This is a genomic window from Cytobacillus sp. NJ13, assembly GCA_030348385.1.
Taxonomy (GTDB): domain Bacteria; phylum Bacillota; class Bacilli; order Bacillales; family Cytobacillaceae; genus Cytobacillus.
The window spans coordinates 4,986,807-5,005,219 of sequence record JAUCFP010000006.1 but is presented as its reverse complement, the minus strand read 5'-3'; the positions used below and the strand labels follow the sequence as shown (position 1 = coordinate 5,005,219).

The window sequence follows — 18,413 nt, the reverse complement described above, 5'->3', positions numbered from 1 at the left end:
CCTAACCTCATCCTTTACGCGTTCTTCGGTAATAGAAATAACGGTCAATCATTATTGCGGCCAATGTTGAGCAGAATGTAGCCACTAAAGTGGGACCTACAATATCGGTTGGCGAGGCGGAATTATAATTCATCCGTATTGCAATCACGGTTGTAGGAATTAAAGTAAGACTTGAAGTGTTAATAGCCAAAAAGGTTATCATAGAGCGGCTCGCTTCATTTTTGCCTCCATTCAATTGTTTCAGCTCTTCCATAGCTTTAATGCCGAGAGGGGTAGCAGCGTTTCCAAGGCCGAACATATTGGCTATCATATTTGAAAGCATATATCCCATCGCAGGGTGATCACCGGGCACCTCTGGAAAAAGCTTTTTCACAATTGGACGGAATAACGAAGCAAGTATTTTCAGCAATCCAGCGTCCTCTGCTATTCTCATCATTCCCAGCCAAAAAACAAGAATGCTAATCAGACCGATACATAACGTGACCGCTTCTTTTGCACCATTGAAAATGGCTTCGTTCACTTCATTCATGGTGCCATTTATCATGGCAAAAACAATGCCTATAGCGGTTAGTATCACCCAAATGATATTAACCATTTGTCTTCACTCCCGCAATGGAGGTAAAAAGACCCTTAAAGTAATCTAGTAGCGATTTATCTTCTTTTGCTGGATCATGCTTATAATATAAAGGAAGCTTTTTAACAGGCTGATTTTCAAAATACACTGTTGCGTGGCCGATGACTTCAGGCATAGTCCGGCTGTCTTCCCATTTTGACTCAGGTTTCTGCAGCTTTATATCAATTTTAAACTTGTCTTTTTCGTCTTTTGAAATAGGGTAGTGGTAGGAATGCTTTAAATAAACCTTGCCTTTATAATACTCTTCATCCATATCCTCTAAAATTCCCTCGGGCAAGACTTCCACACTATCATAGGTTTTAAAAGCTGTCTCATACATATTAATATGGTCATTCCAGTCATCGGGTCCGTTTAAGGTTACTGCAATCAGATTAAGGCTGCCTTTGGATGCTGTTGTAACAAGAGTTCTCTTTGCCCTTTTTGTATATCCTGTTTTTCCTCCGGTGCAATACTCATATAATTCAGTCAGGAGCCTATTTTTATTTTTCCACACCCTGTCCCAGCTTTCATTCGGGTTTGGCGCTCTGTGCACCTTTGTTCCAGCAATCTTTTGGTAGGTCTCATTATTCATTGCATACCTGGTCAGCAAAGCCATATCATACGCGGTCGAATAATGGTCTTCATGATCATCCAGACCATGAGGGTTTGCGAAATGTGTGTTATTCATGCCAATCTCTTCAGCTTTCTTATTCATTAAAAAGCCGAATCCTTCAAGGCTTCCGCCAACATGCTCTGCGATTGCAACAGCAGAGTCATTGCCTGAACGAAGCATGAGTCCATAGACCAGATCTTCAAGCTTAATTTTTTCGCCTGGCTTTAGATAAATCGAGGAGCCTTCCGCTCTGACAGCACGATCACTAACTTTAACCATGTCGTCCATTTTCCCGGACTCTATAGCCAGAATTGCTGTCATGATTTTTGTTATGCTTGCTATTCTCCTCACTTCATTTGCATCTTTCTGGTAAAGGATACGGCCAGAATCCTGCTCTATTAATATGGCACTCCGGGCACTTACTGAAACAGACGCTTCTGCCTTCTGAGGAATATTCATCATCATCAACGCGGTGGCCAAAACCATGGCCATCAGCCTGCTAAACCATTTCATTGCACAAAACCCCGTCTCCTTTGTGGAATGTTAAATTGAGCGAAATACATGATCTCCCCGACAGGGAGGAGCTCCATGTTTTTCATTTATTTGTACAAGTTTATGCAGGACAAGTAGTGATATGACTATTAAGTTTGACTTGTCTGGCGGCTTTGGAGAAGGCTTGTCCATCAAAAATAAGGGGAATACTCCTGGTACTCCCCTCTTACTTATTGCTCCTATTTAGAACGGCTCCCATTTTAACTCAGATGCTTTTAAATACCTGTCTTCTACATCCTTCCAGTTGACAACATTCCACCAACTTTTCACATAATTCCCCCGATTATTTTTATATTGCAGATAATAAGCATGTTCCCATACATCTAAAACCAGCAATGGGATCGTATCCCACTGGGTTAAAAGCATATGTCTTTCCGACTGAAGTATTTCGAGTCTGCGCGCTCTTGGCGACCAGACCAGGATTGCCCAGCCTACGCCTTCTACCTGTTTGGCTGCTTCAGTGAAATGGCTTTTGAACCTTTCAAAGCTCCCAAAGTATTTGTTGATTTCTTTAAGGAGTGCCCCAGAAGGTTTTCCTCCGCCCTCTGGGCTCATATTATTCCAGAATATTGTATGCAAATAATGACCCGACCCATGGAAGGCGAGTTCACGGGACCAGTGTTTTACGAGATTGTAGTCATTATTGTCTCTCGCATTTTGAAGCATCACCTCTGCTTTGTTCAATCCATCCACATAAGATTGATGATGCTTATCATGATGCAGCCTCATAATTTCACCTGATATATGCGGTTCAAGTGCACTGTAATCATAAGGGAGCGGAGGCAAAATATGCTTACCCGCAGAAATGTACGATTCATTGATATAGATATTTCCAAGCTGCTGCCTATTAGTAAAATAATTCTCCATATCGGAATGAAGAGCGTCCACTTGTTCCTGCAGCTTTTCCAGGGCTTCTATATCGAGGGGACCGTTTATTCCATCCATAATTTCGGTAAAATGATTCAGTCTTTGCCACAGTTCATTATTTTGTTCAACATCCTCCGAGTCTAAAAAATCTCTTAGCTCCTTGTTCCATTTTGTAACTTCCTTAATGTAATCTTCCATTTTACTCATACAATCCCCCACTCACTTCCTTTTATAGCTCACTTTCTATTTGTATGAGTGGAAGGTTGTACGTTTTCCAAAGAAAATTGGAAACCTGCATATAAAGTGAAACTTCAATCAGAGGGTTTTACTGCCCGCTAGCCTGCGATAACCCAGCCCAAAAAAAAAGAACAGCTGCCTGCTGTTCTTCTACATTCCTATTTTGACTGAATCATTTTTGTCCGGTAATCGGTTTCGTAATATTCAAGTTCCTCCCGAATCCTTTGGAACTCTCCTTCCAGCTGCCTGAACATTGTTTTTAGGCTGTCAGGAACTTCCTCATGGAATTGGATTGAGTTTTTTCCAGTATATGCTGAACGGCTATTCTCAAACCAGGCATCATTTTTCGGAGAGAAAAACTCTTCAATGCATTGATGGTAAATCCGATATAATGTTTTTTCGGCAGCCCCCTTTTGGAAGGGTTCGCTTTTTAAAATGATCGTGCAGGTATCAAGCCCTTCTTCACAATAAACCAGCAGTTTTCTGACATGTGAAAGAATGCTTTTATAATAATTCACATTTCCCTGTTTTTCTGTTTCAAGATCTTTAATCGTTGTATTATTTAAGAAATCTTCAAAAGCGGCAACGCTATTACCGAGGAAATTTTTCACATCTTCCATTTGTGATTTAACGATTGAATTCCCCATCCATTACACCCCCGTATTTATACACTGGCTATTACTGCGGTTGAACAATAAAATCTAAAGGTGATCGCAGGTCAAAGGATTTTTTATTCTCCAGCGCTTCAAAAATGGAGGGAAGCCTGGAAAAGTCCAGATCCTGAAAATAGGATGCAAAATCAGCCTTAGAGTTAAGATAAATTCGTTTGCGATGCCTAAAACCCGGGTTCTTTAATAAACATGAAAGAGCAACAAGATCTTTGAACTGCACCTCTCTCGAACCAGCAATGAAGACTGGGTCCTGTTCATAGGGTGTGAACTCATTCATGGATTCATCAAAGAAACGGACATATAAAACATGAAAAGTTTTCTCCTGCCCATCTTCTTCGAACACAATCTCGCTTCTGTTAAAAAAGTCTTCCGAAGTGTTCGGCTTTTCTTTTTCAAGCTCGTATCCCCTGCAATGTTTAATCAGCAAGCAAAACCCTCCTATTTCCCCCGATGGTTTTAAGATGATATGTATGACAGCTGTTTTAAAAGGAAAGGGAAAAATATAAATCTATTTTACCACACTTCCTATGTAATGTGTCAGAAAACTCAAGAATCTAGCTCCTGGAACTTCTCAAAGAATAAATCTGCCTCTTCATGGAAATCCTCTTCTTCACTAATCTTATCCTGCAGCGGCGGAAGCTCTTCTATGCTTTTAAGGCCAAAGTAATCAAGGAATTCTTTAGTCGTTCCATACAGGTAGGCCCGACCTGTTCCTTCTGCCCGCCCAACTTCTTTAACCAGTGCTTTTGCCGATAATGTCTGAAGAGGCCTCTCTGTCTTGACTCCCCTTATCTCTTCAATCTCTGTCCTTGTAATAGGCTGTCTGTAAGCAATGATTGCCAATGTCTCGAGTGCCGCCTGAGATAAGGAGGCGGAAGATGGAGATTCTACCAGCTTTTTTAAATATGCAGAAAACTCTTTTTTCGTTACCAGCTGAAAAGTCCCCGCCAGTTCAACCACCATAATTCCGCGGCTGCTATTGCTGTAGTCTTCAATAAGGCTGTCCATGATTTCACGGGCCTGAAGTTCTTCCACCTCCAGAACATGGGCAATTTGCTTTAAGGATAAGCCTTCATCACCGGCAGCAAACAGAAGGCTTTCAGCAATTCCCTTCCAATTAATAATCTCCATACTATTTTTCTCCTTCCATGGAAGCTACAAAGATATCCGAGAAGTTTCTGTCCTGCTCGACCAGTATTTCTTTACGCTTGATTAACTCCAGCACCGCCAAGAAAGTTACCACTATATGTTCTCTGTCTGATATTGGAAAAAGGTCGGTGAATTTTTTCCTGCCCTTAAAATTCCTTAACTGGTCCACAATTTCAGACATCCGCTTCTCTATAGGAATCTCCTGGCGGGCAACTTTCGCAGAAAGCGGCCTTTGCAGTTTCTTCCTTCTTAATAACTTTTGCAGAGCGCCAAGCATATCATAAAGACTTACATTCAAATCAGCTTTTTCCTGCTGTGAATCATTCACATATTCCGAAAGGTCTGCAGGCGGCTTTGTGTACATTAAACTTCTATCCTGTTCGCGCTCCTTAAGCTCTTCCGCAGCTTCTTTATATTTACGGTATTCAATCAGCCGTTCTACAAGTTCATCCCTTGGATCTTCTTCCATTTCCATTCCAAATTCATCCTCCAGCTCTTCCTCATCATGCTTTGGCAGCAGCATTTTGCTTTTAATAGCCAGCAGTGTAGCAGCCATTACAAGATATTCGCTTGCTACGTCAAGCTGAAGCTCCTTCATTGTATGTATATAAATGAGGTATTGCTCGGTGATTTCTGATACAGGAATGTCATAGATATCGATTTCAAGCCGATTGATAAGATGAAGAAGAAGATCCAGCGGCCCTTCGAACGCATCTATTTTTACGTTATAATGATCATATTGCATAAATAACCACCAAATTTTCCTAATATAAATTCCCTTAAACGCCAAAAGACTATATCTAGTATAGATTATTCATTAATGTTATCCAATAGAAAAATAACCCGGATGTCCATAATGCCCCCAAATTCATTTTCGAACTTTTTGATGCGCCCAATCATTCAGGCAATTGCCTACATACGATGTATGGAAATAAAGATACAGGAGGTATTTTATATGTCTAATACTGGATTTGGAGATTGCGGAACCGGGTTTGCTTTAATTGTAGTGCTGTTCATCCTATTAATTATTGTAGGAGCTTCCTGGTGCTTCTAAATTGTTGCGTTTAATACAGCAAATAACAAAGTCGGCACTTTGCTGGCTGGACCTGAATAAGAATGGCCTTTCAGAGACCAGCCAGAAGCGCCAAAATATACGTGTTCAAATTCATCCCCTGTAAAAGCCCGGTTAAATCGCCGGGTTTTTATTTTTCTGATAACCGCTTCTCCTATGTTAAGATAAAGAAAGAATTGTCAAGGAGTGAGAGTATGTATCCTGATGAATATATCGAGTTCATGGTCCATTTTCATGGTGACCGTGATTATTTTGAATGTCACGAAATACTGGAGGAATACTGGAAGAATACGGATCGAAACAATAAAAATTCTACATGGGTTGGATTAATTCTCATGGCAGTTTCTTTTTATCATCATCGCAGAGAAAATAATAATGGTGCCGAACGTACTCTCCGCAAAGGAATCGGCATATTGGAGTGCAGTCCTGCAGATTTGACGGCACTGGGACTTAATGCAGATCAATTGATGAAAGACCTTAAGGAAAGGCTCGAGCTGATACAAAAAGGCGGAAAGTATACGAGCGTTAATTTACCAATTACAGACCACTTGCTTAAGGAAAAATGCATGAATATTTGCTCTTCCAGGGGATTTGCCTGGTGCTCTGACAGCATTCTACTGGATAAAGAAATTGTTCACCGCCATAAAAGAAGAGATAGAACAATGGTCATTAAAGAGAGACTGGAGGCTCTGAATCAGAAAAAAAGGCAGGAATATTGATTATTCGCTGCCTTTTTCTTTATTTTCATTATTGATATCACATTTGTTCAGAAAAGATTCCGTTTCATCAGTTGCAGTTAACGTTTTGCCAGGGTATAGTTCATCCAATGCTTTTATCATTGTTTTGCCTATCCCTTGATGCCGGTGTGACGGGTTAACAGAGATATGCTGAATCTCCATGGTCTGATCACTTGATGTAACACCAACCAGCCCAATTATATCTTCGCCTTCCTTCCACAAAAACAGCTGCCAATTTTCTTCTGATTCATATTGCTTCATTGTCTGCTGCAGCCTTTTCAAGTCTTTTTCATTAGGCATGAAAGATAAAAGACCCATTGCAATTTTTTCAAATGATTTTTTATATCGAATTAGCATATTAATCCCTCATTATTTGAATAAAAACATCATAAACTATTTTTCCCATTTTTTAATATTTGTAAACTTACCATAACAGTATATGTATTCATGCTGAATGTTGCTATTTTCGAATAAAAACCGAATAATTCATTGCCTTAGCACCTTTTTTGATACAATAAGCTCTAAACTATAAAAAACCAGTAAACCAGTCCCCATCCGATACTTAAGACAAGCAATAAAATAAAAAGAAGCCAATTGCTTTTTTTCATGATTCCTTACTGCCCCCATTTATATATAAATCCTATGACTCACAAACTATCATTCATTTTACACTATTCTTTCTGATAATTCCATTCTGCTTGCTGAAATAGGCATTTTGAGCTAATGTTTCAGTTAAAGAAGAATTGAAACTTTTTCGCATAAGAATCGTCTATTTACAGGAAGCCATTATAATTAAGGAAAGACTTGTCATACATGGCTTACCTATTTTTGCTCCGGGAGGAAACCGCATGAAATGGAATAAAATGCTTGCGCTATTCATGATTTCGCTATTATTTATTATGCCGATACAGGCATTTGCCGATATGGCAGAAGGTGACGTAATTGTCACTCTAGGAGAGAATCTATCAGAAGAACAAAAAAATATGCTTCTGGCTGAAATGAAAGCTCCGAAAGATGCGACCATCATTACTGTTTCAAATGAAGAAGAACATAAATATCTTGGCAATTATATCTCTAAAGCTTTAATAGGCACGAGAGCTATATCTTCTTCAGCCGTCACAATAGCAAAACAAGGCTCCGGACTTGAAGTTGAGACAAAGAATATCAACTGGGTTACTGATGAAATGTATATTAATGCCTTGATTACTGCAGGTGTAAAAGATGCGAAAATCTATATAACAGCTCCTGCGAATGTTTCCGGAACAGCTGCCTTAACAGGCATCATCAAGGCATATGAAATCTCGGCCGAAAAAACAATTCCTGAAGAAGTAAAACAGGCTGCCAATGAAGAAATGGTTGAAACAGCTAAGCTTGGCGATTCGGTCGGAAACGAGAATGCTGCTGCTTTAATTGCCAAAATTAAAGAGGAAATTGCCAAAAATTCACCTGAAACCGATGCAGAACTAAGAACTATTATCGAAAATGCCGCAAAGGAACTTGGCATCACTCTGACTGAACAGGAGATTTTAAGTTTAATAGATTTGTTCAACAAGCTGAAAGAGCTTGATATCGACTGGAATCAGGTCGGCGAGCAGCTTAACCAGGCAAAAGACAAAATTTCCAAGTACCTTGAAAGTGAAGAAGGCCAAGGGTTTTTAGAAAGTTTAAAGCGTTTTTTTGTGAGTGCAATCGACGCTGTTAAAGCCTTCTTTTCTTAAAAAATTAAGCTGCCTTGGCGGGCAGCTTAATTTTTTATTTTTTCATTAATCGGCAGATCTAATCTTAAAATGTCCTCGTATGTTTCTCTTTTAATAACTAGCTTAGCCTCCCCATTTTCAATAAAAACGACAGGCGGCCTTGGGATTCGGTTATAGTTGTTTGCCATGGAATAACCGTATGCACCGGTGCAGAAAACGGCCAGGAGGTCTTGATCCCCTGCTTTTGGAAGAGGCAGATCCCAAATAAGCATATCGCCTGATTCACAGCATTTTCCGGCAATTGATACTGTCTCTTCGGGTTTATCCAATACCCGGTTTGCCAATACCGCTTCATACTTAGCCTGATAAAGAGCCGGCCTGATATTGTCACTCATGCCGCCGTCCACAGCCAGATAATTTCTAACATTAGGAACCTCTTTGCGTGATCCCGTCTGGTATAAAGTTGTCCCTGCATCTCCGACAAGGGACCGCCCCGGCTCAATCCAAATTTCCGGCATCTTCATTGAATAATGTTCAGCCTGTTTCTTAACTTCCCCAATGATTTCTTCAACATATTGAGATGCATGAATCGGATCATCATCTTCTGTATAGCGGATTCCAAAACCTCCGCCTAAATTAAGCACTTTAGGTTCATAAGCATGCTTTTCTTTCCATTCTGCCATCTTTTCAAAAATTTTCTTGGCAGCCAAAATGAATCCTGTTGTATCGAAAATCTGAGAACCGATATGACAATGTAGTCCAAGCGTATCGATCCAGCTTGAATTCAGCGCTTTTTGTAAAGCCGTTTCCGCCTGTCCATTCTGAAGGTCAAACCCAAATTTTGAATCCTCCTGGCCAGTTAAGATATAATCATGGGTATGAGCTTCAATTCCAGGTGTAACCCTCAGTAAAATTTTGGTCCTGGCTGCAAGAGATTCACAAATCTCCTCTAATAATTCCAGCTCATAAAAATTATCGACAACAATACAGCCGACATGATTCTTAAGAGCCATTTCCAATTCTTCTCTGCTTTTATTGTTCCCGTGAAAATGAATTCTTTCAGATGGAAAATCTGCAGCAAGAGCTGTGTATAACTCACCGCCTGAAACTACATCCAAAGAAAGACCTTCTTCATCAACAAGCTGAACCATCGCCACTGTAGAAAAAGCTTTACTTGCATATGCCACTTGCGCTTTTATTCCAAGCTTATCGAAAGTCTGCTTAAATCCCCTTGCCCGTTCTCTTATTAATGCCACATCATATACGTATAAAGGTGTTCCAAATTGACCGGCAAGATCGATTGTGTCCATACCGCCAATTTCAAGATGCCCTTTTTCATTTACCTTCATGGTGCCGTGAAAAAACATGGTTCCCCCTCTTCCTTTTTCCGCAGGAGCCAGGCCAGGTGCCCCTGCCCCCGAGATTATTCAGTTTATGAAAGAAATAGACAGCTGCGTAAGAGACTGTCTATTCTGTTTCCTTTAATCCTTTATTTAATTAAAAAAACTTTACCATATTTCTTGTATTTCCGCAATCGGCATTACGCTTATTTGTTATTTTACAGGCTGCTTATAACGATTTTTAGTCTGAACAATACTCGGCCTGATTTTTGAACCGGGCATGGAACGGCGAATCAGGATTTGGGTTAAGGCCACAGGGCTGAATGGAATAAACGGCCATAGATATGGTGTATTCAAAGACTTAATGCTTGCCAGCAGGAGAATGACTAGTGTAAGTCCAACGACTAGGCCGGGTGTATGGAAAATGGCAACTGCCACAAGCAAACCCAATCGCAGAATTTTATTGGCAATGCTCAGTTCATAGCTTGGTGTCGTATATGTTCCAATTGCCGAAAGTGATACATATAAAATGACCTCAGGAACAAATAGGCCAACATCTATGGCAATTTGGCCTATAAGTACAGCGGCTATTAAGCCCATAGCAGTTGAAAGAGGTGTAGGTGTATGGATGGCTGCAATCCTTAGAAATTCAATTCCGACATCTGCTAGAAACAGCTGGGCTATGACAGGAACATTCGTTTCTTCGTTTGGTCCGATAAACGCGATCCTTTCAGGCAGAAGCGAAGGCTCCAAAACAAACAAGAACCATAGCGGCAAAAGCACAACAGAAGCCAAGAGACCTAAAAAGCGAATCCAGCGGACAAATGTACCGACAGCTGGCGATTGCCTGTATTCTTCCGCATGCTGTAAATGATGAAAATAAGTAGTAGGTGTAATAATGACACTTGGTGAAGTATCAACAAATACAATAACATGCCCCTCAAGCAAATGGGCTGCTGCCACATCCGCCCTTTCCGTATAACGGACCAGCGGGAAGGGATTGTATCCCTGTTTTAATATAAATTCTTCAACTGTTTTATCAGCCATGGTAATTCCATCTATTTCAATTGCCTTGATTTCTTTTCTAATTAAATCAACTAAATCTTTATTGGCAACATCTTTAATGAAACCGATGGCAACATCTGTTTTAGACCTTTCGCCTACGCGCATTATTTCAAACCGGAGTCTTTCATCCCTAATTCTTCTGCGGGTTAAGGCAGTGTTTACTATAATATTTTCTACATAGCCATCTCTTGATCCGCGGACAACTTTTTCAGTATCCGGCTCCTGAGGGGTTCTGCCGGGATAGCTTCTGACATCGATGACAAGCCCTTCTCCCTCTCCTTCGCCCACAACCACAATTAGGCCTGAGAGCACCTGATCGACCAGCTCATCCATTGTTTTAATGTGCTCAATTGATTGATGCCTCAGCCTGTTTTCAATGATTTTAAATAGATTAGCGGAAAGTTTTTCACTGTCATTGATCCCAACCAATCCCTCAATAATGGCAATAATGAAACTTGTATCCGTTAATCCATTAATATAATAAAAGTGTACATCTTTCCTTAATATCGTTAGCTTTCTGACACCCAGGTCGAAGCTTTCTCCAAGGCCGACTCTTTTTTTCATATATTTTTCAATTTCATGTACGGATTCAAATATGGGTGTCTTATCTTCCTTCGTCTTGCTTTGTGCCATAATAGCCGCTCCTTTCCAATACAAGTTCTACTGCCTTTTTAGTAATTGGTGATCCTGCATCATAATGATCTTTCTTAGACATCTTCCCGATATCGCCAATTCCCACGATTATCGGGACATCCAGCTGATCAAGACAATAAACGGTATCACCATTGATTCTGCCTATTTCCATCTCGGGAACTCCAAACTTATCAACTCCATAGGGGGTTAATTCGCCATTATTATCAATACATACATCTACTTTTGTCCATTCGGCCTGTCTTGTTTTCGAGGCAACAGCTATGATTCCCAGAACATCGATATCCTTATGGCACGCAACATATTTCAGCGCATTCTCCCCAGCTCCCTCCCCGATAAACCCGCTGTCATCAAACATGACCAGCACAGGATCATGGGAGACTTTTTTTATCAGCTTGACGATTTGCTGACCGGTTAAGATTGAAGGATTTCCATGCGACAAGGATAAACACCTTCCTCCAATTTCCTTAGCAACAAGCTCAACTGTCTTCCTCGCAAAATCGTCTCCATCTGTTATAAGAATGACGTGCCTCCGTTCATCCATAGCCGTTTTTCCTTTCCGAATCCTCATTTTTCTTTAAATATGCCCAGCCGATTGCTTATTTATTTACAAAATAAATCCATTGAAACAGTGATCCGAACACCTTTCCAAATACAAATGCCATTAATAAAATCGCAATTTTCCCATCCACTCCGATTCTTTTCGCAAGGATTGGAAATACATTCAAAACTTCAGTTAAAGCTGCTGCCAGCATTCCAATAAATATTCCCGAAGCGAGCCCCAGGGGGATTAAAAGCAGCGGTGTTAACTGGAGCACCGGATCCCATAAAGTTACCAGTGCACCTGCCAAAGCGCCTATAACAACGGCAGCTTCATAATGATGGATCATTTTCATCGTTTTGGTCAGCTGGGTCAGCCTCGGGATAATGCCTAAAACAGCCAGAAAGGCAACAAACCCTGAACCAACAGCGAGCCCCCCCGCAAATCCAATGATCATTACCAGGACAACATTAATGGTCATCAAGATGCTTCATACTCTCCTTGTTTTCTTTCAATGCAACATAATTATCAAGATCCAGCTGATAATTGAACATTTCTACTTCCAATGGGCTAGGCTCTTCATTAAGCCGCTTCTTAAAAACATGATTAAAGAATATGATCATGCCAAGCCCCAGGCCTATGGAATAGGGGATTTGAAAAATGAGGGGCTTGCTGTCCACTTCCCCAGTTATGAGAGTGTAAATTCTAAGCTGTACAGCCTGCATGCTCACGTCTTCATGAAAATTCATAATAGCCAGGGCAGCACCAATAAACAGAAGCAGCCAAACCAGCAGGAAAAGAGGGAATGATACTTTTTGCTTTTTTGTAACCACCTCAACTATAGCTTGAGCCGGCCCGATCGACTGGACTTCCAGGTTTGAAAATAATTGGGTAATGGCGCGAATTACCTTCATAACGTCAATTATCACAATATTCCGGTCATGCTCGTTTACTTTATAAAGCGGAAGTGCACAAAGCTTTTCATAAATGTCATCATCGGCAATGACCTGCGCGATATCTTTAAGCAGTATTCTCTGATTGGGCCTTATTTGCAGACGGTGCCGCAAGCGAATATAAACTGTTTTCTCCAAAACGCTCACTTCCCACAAAGTGATTTCCTTTTCATCGGACTTGGTACGCCTATTTAGAGCGTTTCCGCTTTTGTGTCTATATTTAGTATGAGTTACATATATTAGCTTCATGACCTCCAATAATTGGCTGTTTAGAAAAGCAGAAGATGTATGGATCTTGACAGTTATCGACATTCAATGCTTTATTTTTCTTATTTTGAAAATGAAAAAAAGAAAGACCGGATGGATTTATATATCCATTCGGTCTTTCATTTGCTGGAGTATCTTTTTTTCAAGACGCGATACCTGAACCTGAGAAATACCAAGCCTTGCCGCCACTTCGGATTGGGTCTGATCTTTATAATAGCGCAAATAGACTATCAGTCTTTCCCGCTCATCCAATTCGCGGATCGCTTCTTTTAGAGCTATCTTATCAAACCATTTTCCTTCATTGCCATCATCTATCTGATCGAGCAGCGTTATGGGATCTCCATCATTTTCATACACTGTTTCATGTATTGATGAAGGAATACGGCTTGCTTCCTGGGCGAGGATAATATCTTCCGGAGAGATTTCCAGAAACTCCGAAAGCTCTGTAACTGTTGGGATGCGGCCAAGCGTTTTTGATAGCTCATCTTTGGCCTTCCTGATTTTATTGCCCATTTCCTTCAATGAACGGCTTACCTTAACCGTTCCATCATCGCGGATGAATCTTTGGATTTCTCCGATAATCATTGGAACCGCATAGGTTGAAAACTTTACATCATAACTGAGATCAAATTTATCAACCGATTTCAACAAGCCGATACAGCCAATTTGGAAGAGGTCATCCGGTTCATATCCTCTATTCAAGAATCTCTGGACGACAGACCAGACAAGACGCATATTTTTTTGAACAATTTTGTCTCTTGCACCCTGATCTCCGCTTTGGCTTTGCTTTATAAGCTCCTTGACTTCATTGTCCTTTAAATAGGTTTGGCCCTTCTCTGCTTTAACCTCCACATCCATAGCAAGACTCCCTTAATTGCATAGCATTTTACTATTTGATAAATGCTTCCTTAATCGGATCTCTGTGCCTATTCCCGGCTGCGATTTGATTTCGATTTCGTCCATGAAATTTTCCATGATGGTAAAGCCCATCCCTGATCTTTCCAGTTCAGGTTTTGTTGTAAATAACGGCTGCCTGGCCTCCTCCACATCCATAATTCCAAGGCCTTTATCCTTAATCGTCAAATCAATGAATCCATCTTCAATCAGGACAGAAATATAGACAATCCCATTAGGATCATTTTCATAACCGTGAATAATGGAGTTGGTTACAGCTTCGGAAACGACAGTTTTAATTTCTGTCAGTTCATCCATCGTCGGATCAAGCTGGGCAATAAAGGCAGCAACAGTGACACGAGCGAATGATTCATTTTGGCTAAGTGCGCTAAATTCGAGGTTCATCACATTTTTCATAATTCTAGGCAACCCCCAATCTTTGCAGTGCATTTTCTTCTGTCGGTTCTAAACGGATAATCTTAAATAAACCCGACATATCAAATAGTCTCTGCACTGCAGGAGAAATCGCACAAACAACCATTTCACCATGCTTTTGTTTGATTTGTTTGTACCTGCCCAAAATAACTCCTAACCCTGAACTATCCATAAAAGAAAGATGCTCAAGGTTCAAAATAATATGATGGATGTCATGATCTTCAATCGCCCTTGCTGCCTGTTCACGCAGCTCATCTGCCGAATGATGGTCGAGCTCCCCGCTTAAACGAATACATAAGACATCATGCTTCACTTCCAAATTAATGTTAAGACTCACTATCTTAGCCTCCTTATCTGGTATCCGGAACTGAAAAAGCCGCTAATGCTTCATGCTTTTCCTCCGGATAGGATAAGCCGGAATCTCAAAAAATTCCGGTATCCGCCCTTATAGTGAGTCAATTTCGATGCCTGATGTTTCATTTCCTTCCTGGAGACAAAACTAGTGCATTTTCGCTAAAAATAATTAACATTAATGTTCTTTTCGACAAAAATGGAATGGTATTTATTCAGCTTTTGAAAATAATCCCATTGATCTCTTAAACAAGGTCCACCATGATGCTTCCTTGCTATCTTCTTTAGCTACCAGAGGGCTCTCAACTAAAACTTTTCCATCCTTTTTCAAGGTTAATGTTCCGATTTGATCGCCCTTTTGGACAGGTGCCTTAATATTTTTATTTAAAGTGACTTTTTGTTCAATTTCCTTAATGCTTTCACCTTTTTTAGTTAATAGGGAAATCGGTTCGCTTGTCAGGGCTTCAACCATTTTCTTCTCCCCTTTGCTAACTGTAATTTTGCCAAGAACGTGATTTCTTTCATACATTGGGTGTGTCTTATATTGGCTGAATGCATAGTCGAGCATTTTAGTCACCTGGGCATTGCGTTCTTTCGAAGTCGGTGCGCCAAATACAACTGCTATCACACGCATGCCATCTTTCTCCGCTGTTGCTGTTAGACAGTATTTTGCTTCAGAAGTAAAACCTGTTTTAAGCCCATCAACTCCTGGATAAAAACGCACAAGGCGGTTTGTATTGACAAGCCAGAATTTTTTATCTGTGTCCTCACGAAGATAAGCTTCATATGTGCCAGTAAACTCAGTTATTTTTTCATATTTAAGTAGCTCTTTCGCCATTATTGCCATATCATGTGCAGTACTGAAATGTTCCTTAGCTGACAGGCCTGTGGGGTTTTGGAAATTAGTATTCTTAAGACCTAATTCCTTTGCCTTTTTATTCATCATTTCAACAAAAGCTTCTTCTGAACCGGCAATTCTCTCAGCCATTGCAACGGACGCATCGTTTCCGGAACCAATTGCGATTCCCTGCAGCATTTGCTTTGTGGTCATTTCTTCACCTGGCTCGAGGAAGATTTGCGAACCGCCCATGGATGCTGCGTACTCGCTTGTCCGGATTTTCTCATCCCATGACAGTTTTCCTTCATCTATAGCTTCCATGATTAAAAGCATTGTCATTACTTTAGTCATACTCGCAGGCGGAAGCTGTTCACCGCTATTTTTTTCATACAATATCGATCCGGTATCACGTTCGATAAGAATTGCGGATTTCACATTATCCGCTAAATCTGCACTGTTTTCTCTTGCAAATCCTGAAGGAACAAAGATTGTTGCCATTAATAATGTTATTAACATTAATGAGACGAGTCGTTTCATCACACAATACCTCCATTCTTTATAGCCTCCATTTTTTCCATTCAAAGAAAATTTATACAGTTAAGGCTGACTAAAAAGAAAATAAGAGAAGACAGTACCACAGCAAAAAGCCGCCAGACATAAAGTCCTGGCGGCTTTTTGATGCTATATTATTCAGTTATTTCTTCATGAATCAATATTGGAGCCGGTACTTTTTCAGTCGACATAGTAATGTTTTCATAAAGCATATTTCTTACTTCTTCTACATTTTCGAAATTGCTGCAGATGGTTACGAGAGATTCACCTTTGCTTACCCGGTCACCGATTTTCTTTCTTAAAACAAGGCCGACAGCAAGATCGATTTCTGATTCCTTTGTAGCTCTTCCTGCTCCTAAAAGCATGGCTGCAGTTCCGATTTCATCTGCAACAATCTCAGATACATAGCCATCCTGCTTAGCTTCTAATTCAAATGTATATTTTGCCTGAGGCAATTTTTGCGGATCATCAACAACGGAAGCATCTCCGCCCTGAGAGCTTAGGAATACTTTAAATGTTTCTAAAGCGGAACCGTCTTTAATAGCGTTCTCAAGCTTTTCGCGCGCTTCCCTCAATGTATCCGCTTTTTTCGCCAAGAAAACCATATGGCTGCCCAAGGTCAGGCAAAGTTCTGTCAGATCTTCAGGACCTTCGCCTTTTAATGTATCGATCGCTTCTTTTACTTCAAGGGCATTTCCAATTGCATACCCCAGCGGCTGGCTCATATCCGAGATAACTGCCATTGTATTTCTGCCAACATTATTTCCGATTCGGACCATCGCTCTCGCTAATTCACGGGAATCGTCAAGCGTCTTCATAAATGCGCCAGCGCCTGTTTTAACATCGAGGACAATAGCGTCAGCACCTGCAGCGATTTTTTTGCTCATAATCGAACTTGCAATTAAAGGAATGCTGTCGACTGTAGCTGTAACATCGCGCAGTGCATACAATTTTTTGTCCGCTGGCGTTAAATTACCGCTCTGTCCAATTACTGCAATTTTATTTTGATTAACAAGCTTAATAAATTCATCATTTTCAATTTCCACGTGGAAACCTTCTACAGACTCAAGTTTGTCGATTGTTCCGCCTGTATGTCCGAGGCCCCGCCCTGACATCTTCGCAACCGGAACACCAACTGCTGCTACAAGCGGCCCCAGGACCAGTGTTGTTGTATCGCCAACACCGCCAGTTGAATGTTTATCTACTTTAATGCCTTCTATTTTTGATAAGTCGATTTGATCACCGGATTCTACCATCGCCATAGTCAAGTCGGCTCTTTCATTCTCTGTCATTCCCTGGAAAAAGATAGCCATTGTTAAAGCACTTATCTGATAGTCCGGGATTGAACCGTCTGTATATCCATTAATGACGAACTGAATTTCTTCTGTTGTTAACTCAAGACCATCCCTTTTCTTTTCAATAAGATCCACCATTCTCATATTAAAACACCACTGCTTTCATTTAATATATTTTCTTACGCACCAAATTCTTTAACGATTGCTTTCACATAACGAAGAAAATCGGCTTTGACTTTCTCAGTTGTTTCGATTACTTCTTCGTGGTTCAGCGGCTGATCCAGGATACCTGCAGCCATATTTGAGATACAGGAGATTCCAAGCACATTCATTCCTGAATGCTGTGCCACAATGACTTCTGGAACAGTTGACATGCCGACTGCATCTCCGCCCACTGTTCTCAGCATGCGAATTTCTGCAGGAGTTTCATAAGTTGGCCCTGTATTGCCGACATAAACTCCTTCCTGAATCTTCAGGTTTAGCTTATCGGCTATACCTCTGGCAAGCTTTCTCAATTCTTTGGAATATGCTTCTGACATATCCGGAAAGCGTGGACCCATGCGGGAATCATTAGGACCAATAAGCGGATTGCTGCCCATATTGTTGATATGGTCTGAAATAAGCATGAGATCACCAGGTGAATAAGTTTCATTCACTCCGCCTGCTGCATTCGTAACAATAAGCTTCTCAACACCCATTTCGTTCATAACTCTTACTGGAAAGGTTACCTTATCAAATGAGTATCCTTCGTAATAATGGAAACGGCCCTGCATAGCAACCACTTCAATGCCGTTCAAACGTCCGAATACCAGCTGTCCAGCATGGCCCTCTACTGTTGATACAGGAAAATCAGGGATTTCGTTATATGGGATTTTAACCGGTTCTTCGATTTCGTCTGCCAGTACTCCAAGTCCTGACCCTAATATCAGCCCAATCTTTGGCTGCCCTGTATATTTATTTTTTAGAAATTCAGCCGCATTTTGAATTTTAGTATAATTCATCGTCATTCTCCTTATCTGCTTT

At 40.7% G+C, this 18,413-nt stretch carries 22 protein-coding genes; 3 read left to right on the top strand and 19 right to left on the bottom strand.

Annotated features, from left to right (window positions below; genetic code table 11):
- Positions 1-7 precede the first annotated feature (7 nt).
- The 7 genes from QUF73_24715 to QUF73_24685 form a co-directional block, all read right to left on the bottom strand.
- Positions 8-595, bottom strand: coding sequence for a nucleoside recognition domain-containing protein (locus QUF73_24715; protein ID MDM5229318.1), 588 nt, complete (start codon positions 593-595; stop codon positions 8-10).
- The gene (locus QUF73_24710) at positions 588-1,739 is read right to left on the bottom strand and encodes a D-alanyl-D-alanine carboxypeptidase family protein (protein ID MDM5229317.1); all 1,152 of its coding nucleotides are present in this window, start codon (positions 1,737-1,739) and stop codon (positions 588-590) included. Before QUF73_24710 ends, QUF73_24715 begins: the two co-directional genes overlap by 8 nt.
- 222 nt (positions 1,740-1,961) lie before the next feature.
- Positions 1,962-2,852: a superoxide dismutase gene (locus tag QUF73_24705; protein ID MDM5229316.1), complete on the bottom strand. Its 891-nt coding sequence runs from the start codon at positions 2,850-2,852 to the stop codon at positions 1,962-1,964.
- Between the two features lie 188 nt (positions 2,853-3,040).
- Positions 3,041-3,529, bottom strand: a complete 489-nt coding sequence (locus QUF73_24700; protein ID MDM5229315.1) for a YpuI family protein — start codon at positions 3,527-3,529, stop codon at positions 3,041-3,043.
- Between the two features lie 31 nt (positions 3,530-3,560).
- Positions 3,561-3,980 (bottom strand): hypothetical protein, encoded by a 420-nt coding sequence (locus tag QUF73_24695; GenBank protein MDM5229314.1) that lies wholly within the window; start codon positions 3,978-3,980, stop codon positions 3,561-3,563.
- A 119-nt stretch (positions 3,981-4,099) separates the two neighbouring features.
- A complete protein-coding gene (gene scpB / locus QUF73_24690; GenBank protein MDM5229313.1) occupies positions 4,100-4,684 on the bottom strand; it encodes an SMC-Scp complex subunit ScpB in 585 nt (194 codons plus the stop codon).
- 1 nt (position 4,685) lies between these two features.
- Complete coding sequence (locus QUF73_24685) at positions 4,686-5,447, bottom strand: segregation/condensation protein A (protein MDM5229312.1); 762 nt, start codon at positions 5,445-5,447, stop codon at positions 4,686-4,688.
- A 210-nt stretch (positions 5,448-5,657) separates the two neighbouring features.
- Between QUF73_24685 and QUF73_24680 the strand changes: the two genes are divergently transcribed.
- Both QUF73_24680 and QUF73_24675 read left to right on the top strand, forming a co-directional pair.
- Positions 5,658-5,756: a YjcZ family sporulation protein gene (locus tag QUF73_24680; GenBank protein ID MDM5229311.1), complete on the top strand. Its 99-nt coding sequence runs from the start codon at positions 5,658-5,660 to the stop codon at positions 5,754-5,756.
- Between the two features lie 212 nt (positions 5,757-5,968).
- Positions 5,969-6,493, top strand: coding sequence for a DUF309 domain-containing protein (locus tag QUF73_24675; protein ID MDM5229310.1), 525 nt, complete (start codon positions 5,969-5,971; stop codon positions 6,491-6,493).
- Here the strand turns inward: QUF73_24675 and QUF73_24670 are convergent, their stop codons facing one another.
- Positions 6,494-6,868 (bottom strand): GNAT family N-acetyltransferase, encoded by a 375-nt coding sequence (locus tag QUF73_24670; protein MDM5229309.1) that lies wholly within the window; start codon positions 6,866-6,868, stop codon positions 6,494-6,496.
- 491 nt (positions 6,869-7,359) lie between these two features.
- Between QUF73_24670 and QUF73_24665 the strand changes: the two genes are divergently transcribed.
- Positions 7,360-8,229 carry a DUF1002 domain-containing protein gene (locus QUF73_24665; GenBank protein ID MDM5229308.1) on the top strand — a complete coding sequence of 290 codons (870 nt, stop codon included), beginning with the start codon at positions 7,360-7,362 and terminating at the stop codon, positions 8,227-8,229.
- 26 nt (positions 8,230-8,255) lie between these two features.
- Here the strand turns inward: QUF73_24665 and lysA are convergent, their stop codons facing one another.
- The 11 genes from lysA to QUF73_24610 all read right to left on the bottom strand — a co-directional run bounded on the left by lysA (position 8,256) and on the right by QUF73_24610 (position 18,391).
- Positions 8,256-9,575 carry a diaminopimelate decarboxylase gene (lysA, locus tag QUF73_24660; protein MDM5229307.1) on the bottom strand — a complete coding sequence of 440 codons (1,320 nt, stop codon included), beginning with the start codon at positions 9,573-9,575 and terminating at the stop codon, positions 8,256-8,258.
- A gap of 186 nt (positions 9,576-9,761) precedes the next feature.
- Positions 9,762-11,246: a spore germination protein gene (locus QUF73_24655; GenBank protein MDM5229306.1), complete on the bottom strand. Its 1,485-nt coding sequence runs from the start codon at positions 11,244-11,246 to the stop codon at positions 9,762-9,764.
- Positions 11,218-11,808 (bottom strand): stage V sporulation protein AE, encoded by a 591-nt coding sequence (locus tag QUF73_24650; GenBank protein ID MDM5229305.1) that lies wholly within the window; start codon positions 11,806-11,808, stop codon positions 11,218-11,220. Before QUF73_24650 ends, QUF73_24655 begins: the two co-directional genes overlap by 29 nt.
- Positions 11,809-11,863: 55 nt before the next feature.
- Complete coding sequence (locus tag QUF73_24645; GenBank protein MDM5229304.1) at positions 11,864-12,286, bottom strand: stage V sporulation protein AB; 423 nt, start codon at positions 12,284-12,286, stop codon at positions 11,864-11,866.
- The gene (locus QUF73_24640) at positions 12,276-12,896 is read right to left on the bottom strand and encodes a stage V sporulation protein AA (protein MDM5229303.1); all 621 of its coding nucleotides are present in this window, start codon (positions 12,894-12,896) and stop codon (positions 12,276-12,278) included. Before QUF73_24640 ends, QUF73_24645 begins: the two co-directional genes overlap by 11 nt.
- A gap of 228 nt (positions 12,897-13,124) precedes the next feature.
- Entirely contained in the window at positions 13,125-13,883 is a 759-nt protein-coding gene (gene sigF / locus QUF73_24635; GenBank protein ID MDM5229302.1) for an RNA polymerase sporulation sigma factor SigF, read from the bottom strand.
- 12 nt (positions 13,884-13,895) lie between these two features.
- Complete coding sequence (spoIIAB, locus tag QUF73_24630) at positions 13,896-14,336, bottom strand: anti-sigma F factor (GenBank protein MDM5229301.1); 441 nt, start codon at positions 14,334-14,336, stop codon at positions 13,896-13,898.
- Positions 14,337-14,340: 4 nt separating this feature from the next.
- A complete protein-coding gene (spoIIAA, locus tag QUF73_24625; protein ID MDM5229300.1) occupies positions 14,341-14,691 on the bottom strand; it encodes an anti-sigma F factor antagonist in 351 nt (116 codons plus the stop codon).
- Positions 14,692-14,916: 225 nt separating this feature from the next.
- Positions 14,917-16,080, bottom strand: a complete 1,164-nt coding sequence (locus tag QUF73_24620) for a D-alanyl-D-alanine carboxypeptidase family protein (protein ID MDM5229299.1) — start codon at positions 16,078-16,080, stop codon at positions 14,917-14,919.
- Positions 16,081-16,229: 149 nt separating this feature from the next.
- A complete protein-coding gene (locus QUF73_24615) occupies positions 16,230-17,534 on the bottom strand; it encodes a pyrimidine-nucleoside phosphorylase (protein ID MDM5229298.1) in 1,305 nt (434 codons plus the stop codon).
- A 35-nt stretch (positions 17,535-17,569) separates the two neighbouring features.
- Entirely contained in the window at positions 17,570-18,391 is an 822-nt protein-coding gene (locus QUF73_24610; protein MDM5229297.1) for a purine-nucleoside phosphorylase, read from the bottom strand.
- Positions 18,392-18,413: the final 22 nt, after the last annotated feature.

Bases quoted from the DNA above. Each gene is read 5' to 3' on its own strand.
- QUF73_24715 (MDM5229318.1), bottom strand. From the start codon at position 595: ATGGTTAATATCATTTGGGTGATACTAACCGCTATAGGCATTGTTTTT.
- QUF73_24710 (MDM5229317.1), bottom strand. From the start codon at position 1,739: ATGAAATGGTTTAGCAGGCTGATGGCCATGGTTTTGGCCACCGCGTTG.
- QUF73_24705 (MDM5229316.1), bottom strand. From the start codon at position 2,852: ATGAGTAAAATGGAAGATTACATTAAGGAAGTTACAAAATGGAACAAG.
- QUF73_24700 (MDM5229315.1), bottom strand. From the start codon at position 3,529: ATGGGGAATTCAATCGTTAAATCACAAATGGAAGATGTGAAAAATTTC.
- scpB (MDM5229313.1), bottom strand. From the start codon at position 4,684: ATGGAGATTATTAATTGGAAGGGAATTGCTGAAAGCCTTCTGTTTGCT.
- QUF73_24685 (MDM5229312.1), bottom strand. From the start codon at position 5,447: ATGCAATATGATCATTATAACGTAAAAATAGATGCGTTCGAAGGGCCG.
- QUF73_24680 (MDM5229311.1), top strand. From the start codon at position 5,658: ATGTCTAATACTGGATTTGGAGATTGCGGAACCGGGTTTGCTTTAATT.
- QUF73_24675 (MDM5229310.1), top strand. From the start codon at position 5,969: ATGTATCCTGATGAATATATCGAGTTCATGGTCCATTTTCATGGTGAC.
- QUF73_24670 (MDM5229309.1), bottom strand. From the start codon at position 6,868: ATGCTAATTCGATATAAAAAATCATTTGAAAAAATTGCAATGGGTCTT.
- QUF73_24665 (MDM5229308.1), top strand. From the start codon at position 7,360: ATGAAATGGAATAAAATGCTTGCGCTATTCATGATTTCGCTATTATTT.
- lysA (MDM5229307.1), bottom strand. From the start codon at position 9,575: ATGTTTTTTCACGGCACCATGAAGGTAAATGAAAAAGGGCATCTTGAA.
- QUF73_24655 (MDM5229306.1), bottom strand. From the start codon at position 11,246: ATGGCACAAAGCAAGACGAAGGAAGATAAGACACCCATATTTGAATCC.
- QUF73_24650 (MDM5229305.1), bottom strand. From the start codon at position 11,808: ATGGATGAACGGAGGCACGTCATTCTTATAACAGATGGAGACGATTTT.
- QUF73_24645 (MDM5229304.1), bottom strand. From the start codon at position 12,286: ATGACCATTAATGTTGTCCTGGTAATGATCATTGGATTTGCGGGGGGG.
- sigF (MDM5229302.1), bottom strand. From the start codon at position 13,883: ATGGATGTGGAGGTTAAAGCAGAGAAGGGCCAAACCTATTTAAAGGAC.
- spoIIAB (MDM5229301.1), bottom strand. From the start codon at position 14,336: ATGAAAAATGTGATGAACCTCGAATTTAGCGCACTTAGCCAAAATGAA.
- QUF73_24620 (MDM5229299.1), bottom strand. From the start codon at position 16,080: ATGAAACGACTCGTCTCATTAATGTTAATAACATTATTAATGGCAACA.
- QUF73_24615 (MDM5229298.1), bottom strand. From the start codon at position 17,534: ATGAGAATGGTGGATCTTATTGAAAAGAAAAGGGATGGTCTTGAGTTA.
- QUF73_24610 (MDM5229297.1), bottom strand. From the start codon at position 18,391: ATGAATTATACTAAAATTCAAAATGCGGCTGAATTTCTAAAAAATAAA.